Origin of the sequence: Massilia sp. TWP1-3-3 (assembly GCF_049897805.1) — a bacterium.
Classification (GTDB): Bacteria; Pseudomonadota; Gammaproteobacteria; order Burkholderiales; family Burkholderiaceae_D; genus Telluria_A.
Window position 1 is genome coordinate 48,269 of sequence record NZ_JAFCWX010000003.1, and the last position, 19,832, is coordinate 68,100.

At 62.8% G+C, this 19,832-nt stretch carries 19 protein-coding genes; 12 read left to right on the forward strand and 7 right to left on the reverse strand.

The features are described from left to right. Nucleotides 1-11 precede the first annotated feature (11 nt). Nucleotides 12-854 (forward strand): sensor histidine kinase, encoded by an 843-nt coding sequence (locus tag ACP7D4_RS03515; RefSeq protein ID WP_426207796.1) that lies wholly within the window; start codon nucleotides 12-14, stop codon nucleotides 852-854. A 113-nt stretch (nucleotides 855-967) separates the two neighbouring features. Beyond that, on the forward strand, nucleotides 968-1,963 hold the full coding sequence (locus ACP7D4_RS03520; RefSeq protein ID WP_426207797.1) for a sensor domain-containing diguanylate cyclase: 996 nt from the start codon (nucleotides 968-970) through the stop codon (nucleotides 1,961-1,963). Nucleotides 1,964-2,361: 398 nt separating this feature from the next. On the opposite strand, the gene ACP7D4_RS03525 is transcribed toward ACP7D4_RS03520, so the two are convergent. The 3 genes from ACP7D4_RS03525 to ACP7D4_RS03535 all read right to left on the reverse strand — a co-directional run bounded on the left by ACP7D4_RS03525 (nucleotide 2,362) and on the right by ACP7D4_RS03535 (nucleotide 5,007). Beyond that, nucleotides 2,362-3,171 (reverse strand): hypothetical protein, encoded by an 810-nt coding sequence (locus ACP7D4_RS03525; RefSeq protein ID WP_426207798.1) that lies wholly within the window; start codon nucleotides 3,169-3,171, stop codon nucleotides 2,362-2,364. 176 nt (nucleotides 3,172-3,347) lie between these two features. Continuing rightward, nucleotides 3,348-4,550 (reverse strand): YsnF/AvaK domain-containing protein, encoded by a 1,203-nt coding sequence (locus ACP7D4_RS03530; protein ID WP_426207799.1) that lies wholly within the window; start codon nucleotides 4,548-4,550, stop codon nucleotides 3,348-3,350. Further along, entirely contained in the window at nucleotides 4,522-5,007 is a 486-nt protein-coding gene (locus ACP7D4_RS03535; protein WP_426207800.1) for a YsnF/AvaK domain-containing protein, read from the reverse strand. Before ACP7D4_RS03535 ends, ACP7D4_RS03530 begins: the two co-directional genes overlap by 29 nt. 144 nt (nucleotides 5,008-5,151) lie before the next feature. Between ACP7D4_RS03535 and ACP7D4_RS03540 the strand changes: the two genes are divergently transcribed. The 5 genes from ACP7D4_RS03540 to ACP7D4_RS03560 all read left to right on the forward strand — a co-directional run bounded on the left by ACP7D4_RS03540 (nucleotide 5,152) and on the right by ACP7D4_RS03560 (nucleotide 10,803). Beyond that, nucleotides 5,152-6,930, forward strand: coding sequence for a PHA/PHB synthase family protein (locus tag ACP7D4_RS03540; RefSeq protein WP_426207801.1), 1,779 nt, complete (start codon nucleotides 5,152-5,154; stop codon nucleotides 6,928-6,930). 41 nt (nucleotides 6,931-6,971) lie between these two features. Next, a complete protein-coding gene (locus ACP7D4_RS03545) occupies nucleotides 6,972-7,151 on the forward strand; it encodes a hypothetical protein (protein ID WP_426207802.1) in 180 nt (59 codons plus the stop codon). A 602-nt stretch (nucleotides 7,152-7,753) separates the two neighbouring features. After that, nucleotides 7,754-8,044, forward strand: coding sequence for a DUF5985 family protein (locus ACP7D4_RS03550; RefSeq protein WP_426106186.1), 291 nt, complete (start codon nucleotides 7,754-7,756; stop codon nucleotides 8,042-8,044). Nucleotides 8,045-8,217: 173 nt separating this feature from the next. After that, complete coding sequence (locus ACP7D4_RS03555) at nucleotides 8,218-10,362, forward strand: EAL domain-containing protein (RefSeq protein ID WP_426207803.1); 2,145 nt, start codon at nucleotides 8,218-8,220, stop codon at nucleotides 10,360-10,362. Nucleotides 10,363-10,446: 84 nt separating this feature from the next. Then, on the forward strand, nucleotides 10,447-10,803 hold the full coding sequence (locus ACP7D4_RS03560) for a hypothetical protein (RefSeq protein ID WP_426106189.1): 357 nt from the start codon (nucleotides 10,447-10,449) through the stop codon (nucleotides 10,801-10,803). A 252-nt stretch (nucleotides 10,804-11,055) separates the two neighbouring features. On the opposite strand, the gene ACP7D4_RS03565 is transcribed toward ACP7D4_RS03560, so the two are convergent. Further along, nucleotides 11,056-12,288 (reverse strand): hypothetical protein, encoded by a 1,233-nt coding sequence (locus tag ACP7D4_RS03565; protein WP_426207804.1) that lies wholly within the window; start codon nucleotides 12,286-12,288, stop codon nucleotides 11,056-11,058. Nucleotides 12,289-12,342: 54 nt separating this feature from the next. After that, entirely contained in the window at nucleotides 12,343-14,418 is a 2,076-nt protein-coding gene (locus ACP7D4_RS03570) for an ATP-binding protein (protein ID WP_426207805.1), read from the reverse strand. Between the two features lie 277 nt (nucleotides 14,419-14,695). Between ACP7D4_RS03570 and ACP7D4_RS03575 the strand changes: the two genes are divergently transcribed. The 4 genes from ACP7D4_RS03575 to ACP7D4_RS03590 all read left to right on the forward strand — a co-directional run bounded on the left by ACP7D4_RS03575 (nucleotide 14,696) and on the right by ACP7D4_RS03590 (nucleotide 16,328). Continuing rightward, nucleotides 14,696-15,100: a DUF4124 domain-containing protein gene (locus tag ACP7D4_RS03575; RefSeq protein WP_426106193.1), complete on the forward strand. Its 405-nt coding sequence runs from the start codon at nucleotides 14,696-14,698 to the stop codon at nucleotides 15,098-15,100. A 156-nt stretch (nucleotides 15,101-15,256) separates the two neighbouring features. After that, nucleotides 15,257-15,499: a hypothetical protein gene (locus tag ACP7D4_RS03580; protein WP_426106195.1), complete on the forward strand. Its 243-nt coding sequence runs from the start codon at nucleotides 15,257-15,259 to the stop codon at nucleotides 15,497-15,499. After that, nucleotides 15,492-15,716 carry a hypothetical protein gene (locus tag ACP7D4_RS03585; protein WP_426207806.1) on the forward strand — a complete coding sequence of 75 codons (225 nt, stop codon included), beginning with the start codon at nucleotides 15,492-15,494 and terminating at the stop codon, nucleotides 15,714-15,716. Before ACP7D4_RS03580 ends, ACP7D4_RS03585 begins: the two co-directional genes overlap by 8 nt. A gap of 153 nt (nucleotides 15,717-15,869) precedes the next feature. Continuing rightward, entirely contained in the window at nucleotides 15,870-16,328 is a 459-nt protein-coding gene (locus ACP7D4_RS03590; protein WP_426207807.1) for a tetratricopeptide repeat protein, read from the forward strand. A 77-nt stretch (nucleotides 16,329-16,405) separates the two neighbouring features. Here the strand turns inward: ACP7D4_RS03590 and ACP7D4_RS03595 are convergent, their stop codons facing one another. After that, nucleotides 16,406-17,758 carry a right-handed parallel beta-helix repeat-containing protein gene (locus ACP7D4_RS03595; RefSeq protein WP_426207808.1) on the reverse strand — a complete coding sequence of 451 codons (1,353 nt, stop codon included), beginning with the start codon at nucleotides 17,756-17,758 and terminating at the stop codon, nucleotides 16,406-16,408. A gap of 314 nt (nucleotides 17,759-18,072) precedes the next feature. On the opposite strand from ACP7D4_RS03595, the gene ACP7D4_RS03600 reads away from it, so the two are divergent. Next, nucleotides 18,073-18,792 (forward strand): GNAT family N-acetyltransferase, encoded by a 720-nt coding sequence (locus ACP7D4_RS03600; protein ID WP_426207809.1) that lies wholly within the window; start codon nucleotides 18,073-18,075, stop codon nucleotides 18,790-18,792. 235 nt (nucleotides 18,793-19,027) lie between these two features. Here the strand turns inward: ACP7D4_RS03600 and ACP7D4_RS03605 are convergent, their stop codons facing one another. Beyond that, nucleotides 19,028-19,828: a ferritin-like domain-containing protein gene (locus tag ACP7D4_RS03605; protein WP_426106213.1), complete on the reverse strand. Its 801-nt coding sequence runs from the start codon at nucleotides 19,826-19,828 to the stop codon at nucleotides 19,028-19,030. Nucleotides 19,829-19,832: the final 4 nt, after the last annotated feature.

The following is a 19,832-nucleotide window of genomic DNA, read 5'->3' on the forward strand; positions in this document are numbered from 1 at the left end:
CGGAGATTGACATGACTACCCTGCCCGCCTTGCTCGCCGCGATTGTCTGGATGTTGCTGTTGGGATGGGGCTTTTATGCGCTGCTCAAGCGCCACTTGCGCCTGGACGACTTGCTGGCGGACCACGAAGCGCAACTTGCCGTCGAGCGCCACGCGCGCCTGACGGCCGAGCGTTCGCTGGCCGCGAGCCACGACACCCTGTGCCAACTTGCCCGCCAGCAGGAAACAGTGCGCGAAACCGAGCGCCAGCGCATCGGGCGCGATATCCACGACGACCTGGGTCAGAACCTGCTGACGCTGAAGATCGATTTATCTTTGCTGCATGTAAGCACCACGGGCGCCCATCCGATGATTACCCAAAAAGTCGATTGCATGATGGGCAACCTGGACCTGACGATACAGTCGCTGCGCGCGGTGATCAACGACTTGCGGCCAGTCGCCCTTGAAAATGGGCTGGGCAGCGCTATTGAGTGTCAGCTTAAGGAGTTTTCGCGCATGCACGGCATCCGCCACGCATTGCGGGCCGAACCGGGCGTTTATCACTATCCTGCCGACCAGAAACGCGACGCCATGGTGTTTCGCATCTTGCAGGAATCATTGTCAAACGTGGCAAGGCATGCGCACGCGACCGACGTCAGTGTCGAACTGCAACGTTGCGGCGGCGTGTTGACGTTGACGGTGCAAGATAATGGCGTCGGCATGACACCCGGCGTGAAGGGCCAAGGCAGTGGTTTGCCTGGCATACGCGACCGTGCCGCCGCGATCGGCGGGCGCTTTGCCATTGAAAGCGAACCGGGGGTCGGCACCTTGTTGCGCTTGTCGTTTCCTGTACCACAGGCTTTTGCCGTGCTGTGAAGGTGAATGAACGCTCGCTTGTTCTAGATCAAAAGAACCGGTCTCCACTGTAGGAGAATGACTTGTCGGGAGTCAATTATTTTCCCGCAGGAAGTATTTACCAGGGATGGCACATGACCAGTTCACCGCGGGCCCAGCGCCTACACAGCAGCTACCACGCGCCGGACCAGGAGCGTGCATTTGCCAATAAACTAATGGAAATGCTCGCTGTGCCCACGTTTGTCCTGGACGCTGATTGCCGCGTCATCATCTGGAACCGCGCCTGTGAAAAGTTGACCGGCGTGCCCGCTCGTGAAATGCTCGGCACGCACGACCACTGGCGCAGCTTTTACGATTCGCCGCAGCCCACGCTGGCCGACCTGCTGATCCAGAACCGCACCGATGAAATTGTCCATTTGTATCCCCACTCCAGCCGCGATCCGCTCACCGGCAGCGCCCTGTGCGCTGAAAGCTGGTGCGACATGCCGCGCTGCGGAAAACGGCGCTACTTAGCGGCCGACGCCAGTCCTATTTTCAACGACGACGGCGAACTGGCGGCCGTGGTGCAAACGCTGCGCGACATGACGGAAGAAAAAGCGGCCCAAAATGCGCTCGAGCAACTCGCCACGCGCGACGGCCTGACCGGACTTGCCAATCGCCGCTGCTTCGACGATACGCTGCGCGCCGAATGGGCACGCGCCATGCGCCAACACCAGCCGCTGTCGCTGTTGATGGTTGATGTGGACAACTTCAAGGCGTTCAACGATGCCAATGGCCATCTGGGTGGTGATGAATGCCTGAAGCGCATCGCCGGCGCCGTCGCCCACGAGATGCGCGCCAATGACCTGGTGGCCCGGTATGGCGGCGAAGAATTTGCGGTGATCTTGCCCAACCAGGCGCTCAAGGGCGCGGCAATTGTCGCTGAAAGGATCCGCTGCCGCATCGAGCAACTGCAAGTGCCGCACGGCAGCGGCAGCAAGCATGTCACGGTGAGCATAGGCGCGGCCACGGCCTTTGCCGCCACCGACACCGATCCGAGCCAATTGGTGGCCACCGCCGACGCCGCCCTGTACCGCGCCAAACACATGGGCCGCAACCGGATCAGCCTGCCCGCGACCGAAGCCGTGTAGCCTGCTTTTCAGCTCACCCGCGTGACCAGCAATCACACGGCGGCGGGACATCGTCCTGGCGACCGAAAGTGCGGCAAAACGTTTTGCGATTCACTGGTGAGCAAAATCGCGAAGGTCCGCCACCCGCAAACCTGCACTACAGCGTTCTCGCAGCGCCCCGGGCGCAAAGGCGATGCAGGTATGCTTTTCGCGTTCCCAAGCGGCACATTTTTTGGATGGCCAATGGCCCTGGGACGGCTTGCAAAATCCTCGTGTGCGGGAACGATGTAACGCTGCTGCACGGCTCCCCTTCTGCAACACCCTTGCGCGTGGACATCCACGAACCGACGCAGACAGTTTTACGTCGGCTCCTGCGGCGATGGAGGTTTCTCTGCATCAGGTCGGCGCCGTATGCCGGCTTACAAGGCGTCGCCCGTGTCCACCGTGTAGTTGGCCGCATTGTCGAGCGTAACAAAATCGAGGCCGCCGACAAAGGCGATGGCCGGATCGCCGTTCAAGCGTTGCGGGTCGAACGTCAGCAGCGAGCAATGGGGACTCAGTTTCTTCCCGGCAGGCTCCCCGGCGATCAGAATATTTCCCTTGTCAGTGGTAAAACACGCGCGAAGGGCATCAAACCTGGCATTTTTTTCAGGAATTGCCATGATGTCCCACCATGGCATGTCATCCTGTGCCCGTTTCAGTTCAGCCAGCGCTTGACCAAATTGGGTATAGGCAAGCGTGCCACCCGACGGCACCCGCACATCCCAGCCCACGTCGAACCAGCTTTTGCGCTCACGGGCATTGAACATGACGATTGCATCTTCACTGCGGACCTGCGCCTGCGGCAGCGCCGGCACCGCGAAGTAGCCCCCACGGCGCATGGGCACGCGTTCATCAACTGTCTTGCCAACAATTGCCACGGCCCAGGATTCGGGCTGAAATTCAGTCCGGTCAAATTGCCCCATGCCTTTGAGCGACAGGCGAAGAACAGGTGCAATCAAGGTCGCATTCTTGGGTAGCAGGGCAGCGACGCGCTGTTGCATTCGCCACATCGTGGGATACGATACGTCGCCAATATGGCGCTTGCGAGGCAGCGACTCGCCGTGAGACTGGTCCGCGGACAGGGTAAGCTCTGGCGAGGCAGCTCTGGCACTGCTCACGCTCAAAACGGCCGTGCCGATAGCAGCGACGACGATGGAAAGTGTGTGCACGAAAGCCAGTTTGAGCATTGGTCTTTGGAAATGTGTTGAAAAGAAAAGATCTCATCCTACCATGAGACATTGCCATTTGTGTAATATTTACAATTATTCATCCTCTAGCGTCGCGCCGCTACCAAATGCCGCCGGCAAGCGTACTGGCGCCTTCTGACGCCAGTACGCTTGCCCTCTCCCTTGGCACTGCGCCCTTATGACGTAATGCGTTCCCACCCGTGCCGTACCGCCGCCTTCATGTTTTCCCACGTGGAGCCAGGATTGCGGGTTTCCCAGTCGCTGCGCAAGGAACCTTCGACATCGTTCCATGGGCGGCCGCGGTACTTCTCGTTATTGGCCATCGAGCTGCCATAGCTGTAAGCGGGGGCATAATTTTCATAGGCGCCGCCAGACCGGGCATACATGCTGTTCCAGTGGCCCCGGAAATAGGCGTCGTCGTGCGGCGTGAGCTGCTCGATTTCGACCTCGGTACGGCGTACGGTATCGCTGATATTTTGCTGGCGTTGCGACACTTCCTTGCCGACTACGACCTCCTCGACGACGCGCGCGGTTTTTTCAACAACCGCTTCCTCGGCCGACTCGCGCAGTTCGATTGTCGTTTCCTGGAATGCATTGACATCGGCCGCACTGACCGGACGGTCCACTGCGTGCCGCTCGACATTGACATGCTCTTCACGCAGGCCGACCGTTTCGTTCACTGGCGTTTCCACCACGCGTTGATAGACGCGCACACCGCCACGCTGCACCTCGCGCTTGCCCACCTTGAGTTCTTCCTGGATCACGGGAATGGCAGTGGTGTCGGCGGCGCGCTGCTGGGAATCCTGGTATTGCGTACCTTGTATGCCGGAACCCTGCAGCGGCCGCTGGCCTGCCTGCATGTCTGACTGCATTCCCGACTGCATGCCTGACTGCGCGCTGGCCTGCTGCGCCATGCCCGACGCTTGCTGCATGGCGCCGGCGCCCATGCGCATGCTGTCCTGGCCGCCGGTGGCGCCCGCCCCCCATTGCTGCGCATGCTCGTCGATGTCAACCGGGCCGTAGCGCTCCACAATGTCGGCCGCGCGCTCCACTTCAGGTTCGCTGTCGGCCGTCAGCGTGAGCACGTAGTGGCCACGGTTGACGGCATCGGAGTACATTTGGGCGTCGGTGCTGCGGTCTGCGCCAAAAATGTCGCCAAAAAAATTCTTGATGCTCGCGCCGATGGAGTTGTCCTTGGTCGCCGCGCCGGCGCTGGCGGAGCTGCCATGTGCGGACCCGCTTTCCAGGCTGGTCTGGCCGGTGGGGTCGCCTTCGGACAGGCGCGCGACGCTGCGGGAAAAGCCGGACGCGACCAGATCTTCCAGCGCCGTTTGTGCATCGCTGCGGTTATCAAAGACGGCGATCAGTGTGTGTTGCATGATGTGTACCTCCGTTTGTAGAATTGACTTCGGGTTCAGGGCCTTCGTCGAATCGTTCGATGGAGACATGCTCCGAGCGCAAGACGACGGTGTCGGAAAAAGGTTCTGCATGCGCGGTGCGCGTGATGTGAACCTCTTCCTTGATGCGCAAACGTTTTTCCACTACCAGGACTTCCTCGAGAATGGGCACAATCCATGTGTCGCCGTCCTGACGCGCCGCTGGCGCTTCAGAGAGGGACACTATTTTGTCGACCGGAACTCGCCTGACGCTGACAACGTCGCGCAGCAGGGACTGGTCGATGCGGTGATCCTGTTCGCTTACTGTCTTGTGAATGCGCACGCCACGGCCGGTGTCGATTTGGCGCACGGAGACCTGTACTTCTTCGCGCGCAATTGGCAGCACGAACGGCTGCGCAACGGTGCCGTCGTTTGCCTGCGTTGGAGGGTTCGTTGCCATTCAAAAAGCTCCTTTGAAATCGCCGCTACACCAGCAATCTACAGTAAGCCAAACCCCACACCAGCGGCACACGTTTGACGCCGATCAAGCCCCAATTTGACACGCGTAAGAAGCTGGCGTTTCACTGACAGCAGGAGCCGCGCCATGTCCCAACACGTCGGGCAGGACCGCAGGAAAGACTTGCAAAAGCGAACTGACTTTGCCGTGCTCTACCATGAGCCGCCCGAGCCGCCCACCAATATTGACCGCATGCTGCACGCCATGATGGGCCAGTTCACGCAGGGCATTTCGCCCACCAGCCTCGCGCTCGCCTGGCTTGACTGGGGCATGCACTTGGCACAGTCACCCGGCAAGTGGGGCTTGCTGGTCGAAAAGGCGATCAACAAGGATTTACGCTGGCTCGGCTACGCCGCCTGCGCCGCGTTGGGCGACACTGAGCCGGTCATCGAGCCGCTGCCGCAGGACCGGCGCTTTCGCGGTCCCGCATGGCAGCAGTGGCCGTACAACCTGATGCAGCAAGCCTTCCTGCTTAATCAGCAGTGGTGGTACAACGCTACCACCGGCATCGACGGTGTCACGCGGCATCACGAACAAGTGGTCTCATTCTCGGCCCGCCAGCTGCTTGACCTGTTCTCGCCGGTCAATTTCATCGCCACCAATCCGGACGTCTCGGCCGCGGCGCTGGCCGAAGGGGGCGCCAATTTCGTGCGCGGCGCAATCAACTTGGCCGAAGACAACCAGCGCCGGCTCAGCAACGCTGCACCAGCCGGGTCCGAGGCCTACCGCCCCGGGATCGAAGTTGCGGCCACGCCCGGTCGAGTCGTGTTCCGCAATCGCCTGATCGAGCTGATCCAATATGCGCCCGCCACCGACACCGTGCGCGCAGAGCCTTTGCTGATCGTGCCAGCCTGGATCATGAAGTACTACATCCTCGACTTGTCTGCGCACAATTCCCTGGTGCGCTATCTGGTTGGGCGCGGACACACCGTATTCATGATTTCCTGGCACAACCCGACCGCAGCAGACCGCGACGTGGGCATGGAAGACTACCTGCGCGACGGCGTCATGGCGGCCGTGGATCAGGTGCACGCCATCGTGCCCGATCAGGCCATCAACGCGGTTGGCTACTGCCTGGGCGGAACGCTGCTCGCGATCGCCACCGCCGCCATGGGCTGTGACAAGAGCGGCCTGTTCAAGTCCATGACGCTGCTGGCGGCCCAGGTCGACTTCAGCGAAGCGGGCGAGTTGATGCTGTTCATCGACGAAAGCCAGATCGCCTGGCTTGAAGACTTGATGTGGCAGCAGGGTTACCTCGACAACCGGCAGATGGCCGGCGCTTTCCGCCTGCTGCGCAGCAACGACCTGGTATGGTCGCTGGCGGTCAACCAGTATTTGCTGGGGCGGCGCGCGCCCATGACCGATCTGATGGCATGGAACGCCGACGCCACGCGCATGCCCTACCGCATGCACAGCGACTACCTGCGCAAGCTGTTCCTCAACAATGACCTGTTCTCGGGCCGCTACCATGTCAACGGACGTCCGGCGGCGCTGTCCGATATCCGCCTGCCGATTTTCGCGGTGGCCACCATGACCGACCATGTTTCGCCATGGCGGTCGGTGCACAAAATTCACCTGATGCCGTCGTCCGAAGTGCAGTTCGTACTCACCAGCGGCGGGCACAACGCCGGCATCGTCAGCGAACCGGGGCACAAGGGGCGCCATTACTATACCGCGCTGCAACAGCGCGGCGGCTGCTACACCGACCCCGACCGCTGGATCGAGACGGCGCAGGAGCATGACGGGTCGTGGTGGGAAGAATGGCTGCGCTGGTTCGAACGCGTGGCGCCCAGGCCTGACGTACCGGCGCGGCCGGTCGCTCGCGGCCTGTGCCCGGCCCCTGGCACCTACGTCCTTGAACGCTGAAGGCGCGCACGATAGGAGATGGCATTGCATTTTGGAATCGCATGAAATGGCTCCCCCTTGCCTTGCAACCGGAAGTTCCTGTCATGGCGCCGCCACCGATTCCCGCAGACATACGCCGCTTCGTACTGACCAGCATCCGGTCCGTGCCGCACCTGGAAGCCTTGCTGCTGCTACGCGCGACCGAGGCCGAGTTGTGGAGCGATGCGGGGCTGGCCGGTTGACTCGTACATCAGCACGAAAACCGCGCACGCGCTGATGGCCGTTCTGTGCGGCAGCGGCATGATCGCCGCGCACCGGTCCTCCAACGGCGCGTTCAGCGACACGTCTTGGGGTCAAGTTACTTCCGGCCAAGCTGGTTTTAGCCAAGAAGGTACCAGCGAGGATTCTACCGGCCATGCTGCATCCGGCCATGCCTATTCGGTACAAGGTTTTAACAACCAAGCTTTTTCCGGCCACACGACCTCCAGCGATACTACATCCGGTCAAGCGTCTTCGGGCCACACGATTTCCGGCCAGGCATCTCCCGGCCAAGCATCCCTCGGCCATACCACTTCCGGCGAAGCTTCTTCCGGCTACCCTATTCCGGGAGAAAATTCCTCCAACCAAGCTAGCTCCGGCCAAACTTTTCCCGACCACCCTGGTTCCAGCCACCCTGGTTCCAGCCACGCCGCTTGCAGCCAGGCTGGCAGCTACTGCTACTGATATCAGCCCACGTTCGAGGGCCTGCGCCATACCGTCGATGCCCTGGCCGAACTGTACGCCCGCCAGCTGGTCGAGATCACCCACCTTATCCGCGCCAGCCTCGATCGCAAGGCGCAACAATTTGCCGACGCCTTCAAATGGCGAAAGGACACCTGATGCCCGTCACATTGTCCTTCTATGCACGCTGACCTCGCTTGCCTGCGCTTGGCTGCTGCTGGCCAGCTACCGGCGCACCGGCCACCGCCTGTTGTTCTGGAGCGGCCTGTGTTTTGCCGCCATGACGGTCAACAATATCCCGCTCACCCTCGACAAGGCGATCATTCCCGATGTGTACCTGCCGCCTTGGCGCCTCGCGGCCGCGCTGATCGCGGTCATCCTGCTGCTGTTTGGCCTGATCTACCAAAAGGAATAGCCCAGCAATGGAAATGCGGCAAGCCCTCAGGCCAAACACTCTCAATGTCAATGTCAATGTCAATTTCAATGTGAATGTCACTGCCGCTTGGAAGGAGTTTGATTCCCCATCCGGGCAGTCACGCGAGACGCCGGCCTGCAGGCCAGGCAATTGTCAGTATTCCGGCCTGCGCAATGGGTGCCTGCGTGGCCATCGACAGCCTCAAGGCGGCCGAGCTGGAAAAAGAAAAACTGCTGGCCCAGCTGACCAAGGAGCGCGCCCGCTTTGCCAACATCCTTGAGCAGCTGCCCTCCGGGGTGGTGCTGGCCGAAGCGCCCTCCGGCAAGCTGACCTACCAAAATCACGCCGCCGCAATCTTGCTTGGACGCAGCGTCGACGACGTCGGCAGTTACCGCGATTACGACCACTACAATTTCATCGACGCCCATGGCGAGCGCATCGCGCCCGAAAACCTGCCGTTGGCGCGCACCTTGTTGAACCATGAGGCCACCTCGACCGAAGAACTGCTCTACGAACGCGGCGACGGAACGCGCCTGCATTTTGCCGTCACCACGGCTTCCATCACCGACAGCGACGGCGTGGCGCGCATTGCCGTGGCCGTCATTCATGATGTCAGCAACCTCAAGCTTGCCGAGCTGAGCGCTGCCAGCGAAAAGGAACGCGCACTCGTCACCCTGGCCGCCATTACCGACGGCGTCATCACCACAAACCGCAGCGGCCATATCACCTCGGTCAACCCGGCCGCCGCGCGCATGACGGGCGTGGCCGACGACGAGGCGCGCGCCAGCACCTTTTGCCAGGTGCTGCAATTCGAGGAAGCGGGCGGCGCCGACCTGATCGTCGAGGCCCTGAAGCGCTGCCTTGGCGAGCGGTACGTGATCGCCGGCCTGCCGCACCTGACCATGGTCAGCCGCGAGGGACAGCGCTATTCGGTCGAGAGCGCGGTTGCGCCGGTGACCTTGTCTGACGGCACGCTGCTTGGCGCCGTGTTCATTTTCCACGACGTCACCGAATCAAAACGCTTGATGCGCCGGCTCGGCTTTGAAGCCAGTCACGACGCCCTCACCGGTTTGGTCAACCGGCGCGAATTCGAAACGCGCCTGGCGCGCTCGCTGGAACGCGCGCGCCATCCCGGTGGCGGCAATGCGGCGCTGTTGTACAAGGACCTCGACCAGTTCAAGATTGTCAACGATACCTGCGGCCATTTGGCCGGAGACGAGCTGTTCAAGCAGCTGGCCGGCATGTACTGCGAGCACGTGCGCGAACGCGACACGCTGGCGCGCATCGGCGGCGACGAATTCGCCCTCATTGTCGAGCACTGCGACATTGACGAAGCGCTGCGCGTGGCGCACAAAATCCTCGAGGTGACGCGCAACTTCCGCTACGTCTGCAGGGGCCAGCTGTTCCAGCTTGGCGTGTCGATCGGGCTCACGCCCATCGACAGCGGCACCGCCTGCGTCGAGGATGCGCTGCGCCGGGCCGACCACGCCTGCTACAGTGCCAAGGAGCGCGGCCGCAACCGCGTCTACACCCACTATCACGGCGATCTGGACTTCGCGCAGCGGCGCAGCGACATGCACTGGGTCACGCGCCTGACGCACGCGTTCCAGAACGAGCAGCTGCAACTCTACCACCAGCCCATCATGGCGCTGGACGATGACGGCAAAGGCATGAAGCACTATGAAATCCTGCTGCGCTTGCGCAATGGCCGCGCCGGGCCCGTCGGTCCGGGCAGCTTTTTGCCGGCCGCCGAGCGCTACGACGTGATCCTCAAGATCGACCGCTGGGTACTCGAACGCACCTTGCAGTGGCTGGCGGCGCGCCCGGAACACACCGACCAGCTCGACATGTGCAGCATCAACCTGTCGCGCCGTTCCCTGGGCCACCCCAGCTTCCACAAGTTTGCCGCCGACCTGATCGACGCCTCGCCGGTACCGGCGGACAAACTCTGCTTTGAAATCACCGAGAACGGCGCCATTGCCAACATGCAAAAAACCATCGCCTTCATTGAAGCGCTGTCGGCGCGCGGCTGCCGTTTTTCGCTAGATGATTTCGGCACCGGCATGACCTCGTTTTCCTACCTCAAACAGTTGCCGGTGGAGTTCATCAAGATCGATCGTTCCTTCATTCAGAGTATGGCGTCGAGCAAGGTCGACTTTGAAATGGTGCGTTTTACCAACGACATCAGCCACATGATGGGCCGCAAGACAATCGCCGAGTACGTCAGCAACCCGGCAATTCTCGTCAGCCTGCGCACCATCGGCGTCGATTTTGCGCAAGGATACTGCATCGGAAAACCCCGACCGCTGGCGATGTGACGTCAAGCGCGGCGTAATGTTGCCGGGTTCGGTATAGTTGGACCGAACCTTTTGCCATGTTTGCCACCCACGCGGAGCTGACCGATGCCACGTTGCGACCAACCCGACGACGCCCCCGGCGCGCAGTTGCCGTTCCTGACGCTGTGGTACCGCTTCCTGTTCTTTGACTGGATGTTTCGCGACCTGAACGCCGCGCGCAATTTGTACGAACGCAATGCGGCCGGGCAGCACAACCGCACCATGAGCCGTTACCTGCCGACTTACTTGCGGCGCTGGTCGTTCTTGACGCTGGCCGGTTTTGCGCTGGGGTGCCTGTTTGAACATGCGACCCGGGGCAGTATGCTGTCGGCGTGGTTTTTTACCAGCGCGTGCGTGACGCTGACGGGCATGGTGGTGATCTCGGTGGCGTGGGCGTTGTTGGCGAAGTCGGGGACGCCGTGAGATGGGTTGCGTGAGCGCCCGTCGCAGGCAAGGGAGACGGCGTTTGAGGGTGCTGGCTGGGAAAGCGCGTCTTTTGTAGCTTGCCAATCAAGGGGCGCTGTCGGCGGCGCTTGTCGGAATGCGGGCGTTGCCCTTTTCCGACCTACCCTCGGCTCGGGCCCCCGGTCATAACAGCGCTACGCCGCAAGCGCCTGTCTACCCTCTGCTCGGGCCGCCGGGCATCGCAGCGCTACCCGGCAAGCGCCTGTCTACTTAGTTGCTGTCCACGGTACCTTCGGCGCTGCCGCCGACGTACGCCCGCTCATCGCGCGCCTTGCCATCCTTGTCGAATTTCATCGCCACCGACACTTCCTGCACCCCCAGCGTGCCCAGCGCGTCGCACACATCATCGACCTCGTCCTGCAAGTCGGCCGCCAGGTCGAGCGCCTTGTCCGACGTCGCCAGCAGCACGCCGCCCTCGCCGATCAGGCATACCCGCAACACCATCGCGTCGTCCACGTCGGCCGGCCCCACGATAGCGCGCGCGGGACCGGCCTGCTGCGCCAGCGCCGCGCCCAGCTCGGCCATCATGCGCAGCATCGCCAGTTCATCCATCCCTTGTTCGCGGGCGCCAAAAAACAAGTCCTGGTACAGGAAATGCACGGCAAGGCTGTCCGGGTCGGCAGCGAGCACGCGCCGCACCAGCGGCGCGGCCTGTTCGGTCCAGGCCCGGTAACGCGCCATGCGGGCGTCGAAAAACGCGTCGGCCGCCGCTTCCTCATCGGGCGCCTGGTAAAAAGGATCGTCGGCCCGCTTCAGCGCAAAACCGAGCAAAAAGCGCAGCTCGACCGCCTTGTCGCCATCGCCAAAGCTGGTCGGCGACCAGCCCGACATGCTGCGTTCAAGGGCCGGGCGCGCCACCAGTTTCTTCTCGGTCATACTTGCGGCCGCGTCGCGCGCCATCTCGTTCAGGTGGCTGTAGGTGATGCGGTCGGCCTCGTCGGCATCGTAGGCGTGGCTGATCATGACCACGCGCGCGTCCGGGCTTTCCAGCCCCGCCTGCTTGAAGCTGGCTACCAGCGCGTCGAACGCGTCGCCGTCCTGGAAACCTTCCCCCTCCTTCAGGCCGCCCGTGCTGTGCACGAACAGCGGCACCGCAAAGGCATTGATTTCCATGGCCGGCGCGCCTTCCTTGTGCAGCAAGAGCGTGGCGCTCGCTTCTTCAATGCGGCTGCGCAGGTACTGGTAGGCGCCGACGTCGGCGTCGCGCGCGCGCTCCACGGCGCCGTACAACACCTCGTCATTTTTTTTGCGCAAGGCGTTGCGCAGCAGCTTGGCGAATTCGTCTTCCTTCAGGTGCAGTGCGGCGGCGTCTTCTTCCTCGTCGGCGTGCTCGCGCTCGGCCAGCAGCAGCGCCATGTCAGCCAGTGCCTGTGCTTGCACATCATCATCCTCGCCGGGGGACGTGGCGGATTTGCGGGGAACGGGGCGCTTGTTTTTGGGCATGGTGGGCAAGGGTGGCGGATTCGAATGCCGACATGGTAACAAATCGCGGGCCGTTCAGGCGTGCCGCCGCACTTCCCCCAGCAAGCTCAAAATGGCTTGCGGGTCGGCCGGCTTCGAAACATGGTGGTCGAACCCGGCCTCGAACGCCAGCTTCTTGTCTTTTGCCTGCCCGTAGCCGGTCAGCGCGATGTACAGCGCATCCTTGCATTGCGGCATGGAGCGCAGCCGCCGCGCCAGCTCGTATCCGGTAATGTCGGGCAGGCCAATGTCCAGGATGAACACATCGGGCGACTCTGCCGCCGCACTGCCGAGCGCCGTGCCGGCGTCGTAATAGGTCGACACGCGGTGTCCGCCCGCGTCTTCCAGGAACAGCGACAGGCTGATGGCGCCGTCGATGTTGTCGTCGACGATCATGATCGCCAGATGCCCCGGTGCGGTACGCGCAACCGGCCCGGTGCTCGCAGCGGCGGTCCTGGCGGGCGCCGCCTGCACGCTGTAGGGCAACACCACCGCAAACGTGCTGCCCTGCCCCGCACCGGCGCTGCAGGCGGTGACGCTGCCGCCACGCATCCTGACCAGGCTTTGCACCAGCGCCAGGCCCAGCCCAAGCCCGCCCGGCGAACGGTCGGGCGCGCGTTCCCCCTGTGAAAACAGGTCAAAAATGCGGGGCAACAAGTCCTGCGCAATACCCTCGCCATTGTCCGTCACCACCACGCTCAGCTCGCCGTCGCCGGCGCGCACCTTGACGCCGATCTGTCCGCCAGGGGGCGAGTACTTGGCGGCATTGTTGATCAGGTTGGTAAAGATCTGGATCAGCCGCGTCTTGTCACCGCGCACCAACATGGGCGTACGGGGCATGTCGAGCACCAGCGACTGTTTTTTCTCAAGCACCAGTTCGCCCGTTTGTTCCAGGGCGCGTTCGATCACGGGGCCCAGCTCGACAGGTTCCATGTTTAGGACCACCAGCCCGCGCGTGACGCGCGATACGTCAAGCAAGTCCCCCGGCAGACTGTTCATGTGATCAACCTGGCGCGCAATCACGTCGCTGGCGTAGCGCACGCGCGCCGCGTCCGGCGTTTGCAACTTGAGCAGTTGCGCGGCGGTGCTAATCGGCGCCAAGGGATTGCGCAATTCATGTCCCAGCATGGCGAGAAACTGGTCCTTTGCGCTGTTTTGCTGCTCGGCCACCAAGCGCGCTTGTTGCTCGCCTTCGAGCAGCGACTGGCGCTCGGAATCGGCATGCTGGCGAAACGCATGCGCTTGCAGCAATTGTTCGCCCGCTGCCTGCAGGGCGGCATGCAATTCGTTCAATTCAATCACGCGCGAACGCACCACGGCAGGCTGGACGCCCTTGCCCAGCCCGATGGCGGCCTGCACCGCGCGCCTGATGGAACGCACGTGCCTGCGCCCGAACCAGCCGGCCAGCGCGACGGCCACCAGCGTGGCGGCCAACAGGCCCATGGCAGCCACCACAGAAGCATCGCGCGAACAGCGCCCAAGCAGCGCGACGGGCGCTGCCACCGCCACCGCCCAGCCCGACATCGACGGGTGGGTGAACACGTCGAACACGCGCGTCCCTTCGAGCGAGGCATGCTCGAGGCCGCCGCGCCGGTCGGTCGAAAACGCTTTGACGAGCACGTAACTATTGCCATTGGCCAGCGTCACCGGTAAAGACATGGTCGTGCTGCGCTTGCCGTCCACCCCGGCCGGCAACAGGTCCGACACAACGGTTCTGCCTGCCTTGATCATCGCGCGCGTGCTGGCTTGGTCCAGCATGGCGCCGAGCGGCGTGCCGAACGGCACGGCCGTATTGACCAGCGCCTGACCGTCGGCGTCGAGCAAGAGACTCCATCCATCGTCGCCCGCATGCACGCGTTTTGCTTGCTCATAATAGGCGCGGTCGTCGCGCGCGGCCAGCGAAGGCGAGGCCGCCAACACCCGCAGTGCAGCCTCGGCGCTGTACAGTTCGCGGTCGACCAGCAGCGCAACACCGTTGGCGCTCTCGCCCAGCGCGCCCAGCGCGGCACGCTGTTCGGCCTGCTGCAGCATCCGAAAAGCCAGACCGGACAGCAACAGCGCCGGGATCAGTATCCCGGCAGCCAATATCAACAAATAAGCGCGTATATGCATGGCAATTGGGTTCGCCGCAGCGTAAGTATTGGTCACAACGATGTAACCAAGTGTACAAGCATCAGAAAAAAAGTGCGCGCACGGGTGCGACGTTTTTTCCATGCCAGCTGTGCGCTTCAACCGCAGCGAAATTGCATGTACGCCCTTGATATTGGCGTGCTCACGTGCGTTCGTCGATCACATCCCGACGATATAAAAACAACACGGTGTGGTAACGAACAGATAAGGCTTCCGCTATCGACCAAACTGGATTCAATTACTGACAGGGAGCACGACCATGAAACGCCAAGCAAGCACTCGCGCCATCTTCCTCGCCGGCATGGTGTTCGCATCAAGCGCGTTTGCAGTTGGCACCGACATCAAGAAATGCGTCACCGAAGCCGGTCACGTTACCCTGACCGACGCCCTGTGCCCTGGCGACTCGCAAGCCGTGAAGATCATCAGCGCCCCGGACGAGGCCGAACCGCAGCGCCAGGCCGCCACGCAGTCGCGCGCGATCGCCACCGAACGCTTTGCCGCCACGCGCTTGCCGGCCCGTTACGCCACGCTCATCAAAAGCACCACGCCGGCACGCAGCCTGTCGCTCGACATGAGCACCCTGCGCGCGGCGCGGGCCAACATGCAATTATTCGACAATGCAAGCCAAACCTTGCGCTCGCAGCGCCTTGCCGGCCTGCAGTAAGACCGGCGCAGCCAACACCGCACGGATTGCCCCGAACACTGTCCCCAACACTGTTGCCAACCTACGCGCAAATCGGGCATCGGGACCGCTTCAACGAGCGTACTATTTCGGTATTGCAGCAATGCGCGTGGGGTACCGAATGAAGCACGCTCAACCATGACGCGCGATTTGCCCGCTCCCACTGCGCCGCTGGCGCTAGCCGATGCACCTGCCGCCGCCAAGTCGGCTCGCTTGCGCTACGTGAACGACAGCAGCGCCGGCATCACGCTGCGCACGGCCAAGGATGTCCTCACCTGTTCGGGCACCGTTCTGGCCGCGCTCGCGCTGCGCGAGTTCGAGATATGGGATTCCGACACCCGGGCGAAGAAAAATATCGTGCGCCATCGAATCGGTGGCTGAGCGGCTCGGCAGCACGCCGTCGATCTGCCGCAAATGCTACGTGCATCCCGCCGTCATTGACGCTTATCTCGACGGCACCATCCTTGAAGCCTCGCGCGCGCGTACCGAGCAGGAACTGGTCGATGACTTGCCGGCGCTGCAACCCGAGGAAGCGGCGGTCGTGGCCTTGCTCCAGCAACGCCTGCACAGCGCAATCCCGGCCGCGCCCAAGGCGTAGCGGCGCGCCACCAATATGGTGCAGCCGGTCCAGATAGCGATGCACGATTGAAACAGACGCGCTGGCTGGTGTGGTAGGCTGCTCGAATGTTAAATATTGACCAAGCTTGCGCCCGGCGCAAGCTGACGAGACTGTCTGGATAAACGCTTACACATGCCACCGATTAGCACTGAACTACAGGCGGAGATCGACCGCCTATGCGCCCTTGGCGACACCCACGCCGACCAGGACCGCTTTCCCGACGCCCTCGGCCTGTACTGGCAAGCCTGGGACTTGCTCCCGGAACCGAAAATCGATTGCGAGGCGGCTACCTGGATTCTGGCGGCGGTCGGCGACGCCAATTTCCTGGGCCGCGACTACGAAGCGGGCGTCGACAATCTGTCCACCGTCATGCATTGCCCTGGCGGTATCGGCATTCCTTTCCTGCACATGCGGCTCGGCCAGTGCCAGTTCGAACTAGGCGATTACGCGCGCGCCATCGATGAGCTCAACCGTGCCTTTGTGGGCGGCGGCGAAGACTTGTTCGACGACGAAGACCCGAAATACCTCGACTATCTCGATGCCAACGGGCCGCCGGAAACGGCGCGCAAGATCTGGCATTTCTGGCGCTGAGGGCGTCGCTCTTGCGCTCTGTCGGGACTTCAGCCGCAAACCGGCAATGCAACTGGTCGCACACGCCCGCCGCGCCGCTAGTGTTGCAAGGCGCCGATGTCATAGCCTGCGCGGGCATCGCGCGGGCGGCCGGCGAAGTCGATGCTTTCCGCATACTCGGGCGTGGCATGACCGACGGCGGGCGAGTCGGCACTCAGCTTCAGGCTGGGGTCGCTGCTGCGTGAATTGTCCAGAAACAAGGGCGCGGCGCTGACGGTGCCCGTGTGCGACAGCCCGTTTTGCAGGCGCCAGTCGTAGCGCGCGTTCTGGTACACCAGGTTGTTGCGGTAAGTATTGTTGCGTCCCGTTTGGCCCTGCTCCGAAATCCCCATTTTGTTATCGTAGACAATGTTGCTGTACACCGCCGTATGGTCGTTCGGCCCGGACGAATGGTAGTAATTGCCCCCGCCAATGATGATGCCCGTGTTCGACTGCGTCACCGTATTGTTGGTAATGATGACGTTATTCGCGTCATGCCACAGGTGGATGCCGCCTTCGGCCACGCGGTAGATTACATTGTTCTGGACCCGGCCCGACGTGCTGACATAAATTCCCTGTACGAAGCGGCAACCGGCGGGGCCAATATCGTGCACCAGGTTGGAAATGACGTCGCCCTTCACCCCGCCGTAATAGCTGTCGACCCCGATCGCTGCGCCGCCGGCATGCGTGCACGCGGCCGTCTGGGCGATATGGTGGACGTGGTTGTTGCGGATGGCCACGTAGGAGCCGCCGTTGTAAATGCCGTGCACCCATTTCTTGCCGCGCTGGTAGGCACTGCCATCGATCTCGAAACCGACGATATCGACATGGCTGCCCCGATTGTCCCACGCGGTCTTGTTGGGGGAGTTTTCTGACGGAATGATTTTTGCACCCCACTTTCTGGTCGACAGGAACAGAATGCGCGCGCCGGGTGCGCCGCTGGCATTGGTGCGAAAGCCGCCTTCATAGACGCCGGGGGCCACCAGGACCTTGCCGCCGGCGCGGCTGGCCTTGGCCGCGCGGATGAGCGACCTGAACGGGCGCTCGATGGTGCCGGGATTGCTGTCCGAGCCGGCCGGCGACACGTACAGCAACTGCAGCGAGCCTGCCGCTTGCGGATCCAGGCTTGCGCTTGCGCCCGCATCGTCGGTTAGCGGCGCTACACCGGATCCTTCTGGAAAATAGTTGCGCACCGTGAAGTCGACGGGAGCATCCTGAACGGCGTCGCTGTCCACCGCTTCGGTCACCGGTTCGCCTTCCGGCTGGTCGAGGGGCTCCGCTTCGGAATCGGATGATTCCAGCGTTGCCGCCACCACCGGCGCCGCATCGTTCACCGCTGGCGCACCGCCCTTGCCGCCGCCGCATGCGGTGAGCAGGGCGGGCAGACAAAACAGCATCAATATGTTTTTCATGACAAACTCCTGAAAGTGTGAGGCGTGGCCGGGCTTGCCGGGCGCGCGCCGTGCTGGTTAAGCGACAGGCGCGAGAATGCGCGGGCCCATGAGCCACAGGCTCGGGCAAGCTGTCGGAACGAGAAAAACCCCGGCCGCTGCGCACAGCAGCGTTGCCGGTCAGCGAAGAGTGCAACGTGGCGCCATGCCTGGGATGAGGACGCGTGAAACAAGGCGGCATGGCTGCCCAACCTTACTCTAGACAAGCGAGCAGGTCATTTAGTTCACCGAACACGGCTGTCGGGCATATTGCATCATCAAGGCGAGCCATCGCCATGGCCGCTCGCTTACCATCGTCCAATTTTCACACCAAGGCACCCATGCACGGGACGCTCGCCAATCCGATGTGGAGTTCACTGACGACAAGTCACGCCGGCTTCGCGCACGCGTGCGGCCCGCTGTTGCGATTCGCGCCCGATGTTGCGCCGTTTTGCGCCGTCGAGCATGCGGGCGCGGACCTTGGCGCGCTCGATTGCATGCACAGGGGCGAAATCGTGTATTTTTTGGGCGTCGCGCCGGCCCTTGCCGCGGGCTGGAAGCTCGAGAGCGCGTTCCAGGTACTGCAAATGGTCTACGACGCCAGGCGCGCCCCGGGCGCGCCGTGCCAAACGCCGGCCGTGGCGCTGGGCGAGGCCGATATTGGCGCCATGCTGGACTTGACCGCCCTTGCCTATCCTGAATTTTTTCGCCCACGCACGGCTGCGCTGGGGCACTACATCGGTGTGCACACGCCCCACGGGCTGGCGGCGATGGCCGGTCAGCGCCTGGCCAGCACCGGCTACCGCGAAATCAGCGCCGTCGTCACGCACCCGGCGCACGGCGGCATGGGCCACGCGGCCCACCTGATCCGGCAACTGAGCGGCATGATCCTGGCCGAAGGGCGAACCCCCTATCTGCACGTCAGCGCGAGCAACAAGCGCGCCTGGGCGCTGTACGAAAATCTCGGCTTCGTGCCCACGCGCGAACTGCACTCAGTCAAAATTCGGATCGCTTAGCCACTTCGCAGTGCCGGTGCGCAAACGGCCCACGATCACGGCACGGGGCAATAAGGAAGAATGTGCAGCAGCACTACATCGCCCCGGCGTTCAAGGCAGTTGAAAAGGAGCGATAGTACAGCAGCACTACATCGTCCTCTCGAACGAGGCTGTAGCAGAAGGGACGACGGCGCAGCAGCACAACATCGTCCTCGCGTACGCGAGGACGATGTTGTGCAGACTTTGAAACTCTCCATCACCCCAGGTCTGCCAGCTCCGTTTCGGTAAACCCGGCCTGGCGGCGCGCCTCGAAGTTAAAAGGGCCCTTCAATACCGGCGCTTCGTAGCGCGCGGCCAGGGTCGCATAGGCGGCGCGCGGCTCGAGGCCGCGTTGCTCGCACAGGTATCGATACCAGCGATTGCCGATTTCAACGTGCCCGATCTCGTCGGCAAATATGCGGTCCAGGATGACGGCAGCGGCCATATCGCCGGCCTGGGCCAGCTTGGCGCGCAGCGGCGGAATGGCATCGAGTCCGCGCGCCTCGAGCGTGCGCGGCACCAGCGCCATGCGGGCCAGGACGTCGCCCCGGGTTTTTTCGACCATCTCCCACAAGCTGTCATGCGCGGGAAAGTCGCCGTAGGCAAAGCCGAGCACCTGCAGGTGGGCTGTGAGCAGCGAAAAATGGATCGCCTCCTCTTTTGCCACGCGCAACCAGTCGGTGTAGTAGTCGGCGGGCATGTCCGGGAAGCGCCAGAGCGCATCGAGAGCCAGGTTGGTCGCGTTAAACTCGATGTGCGCGAGCGCGTGGACCAGCATTGCCCGCCCTTCTGCGGTGACCATCGAGCGCCGGCCGACCAGGCGCGGGGGCACCAGCAGCGGGCGCTCGGGACGGCCGGGAATGGTCCCGGCGGCGTCGATGGCGGCGCTGGCGTACAGATCCCAGCCTTCGCTGTTGTAGGCGGCGGCCATGGAGGCAATGGCCGCGGTCTTGGCGCCCGGGTCGCTCAACAGCAAGCATTGCAGCGCGCTTGCGCGCAGCTCGGGTAGTCCAGCCATCATG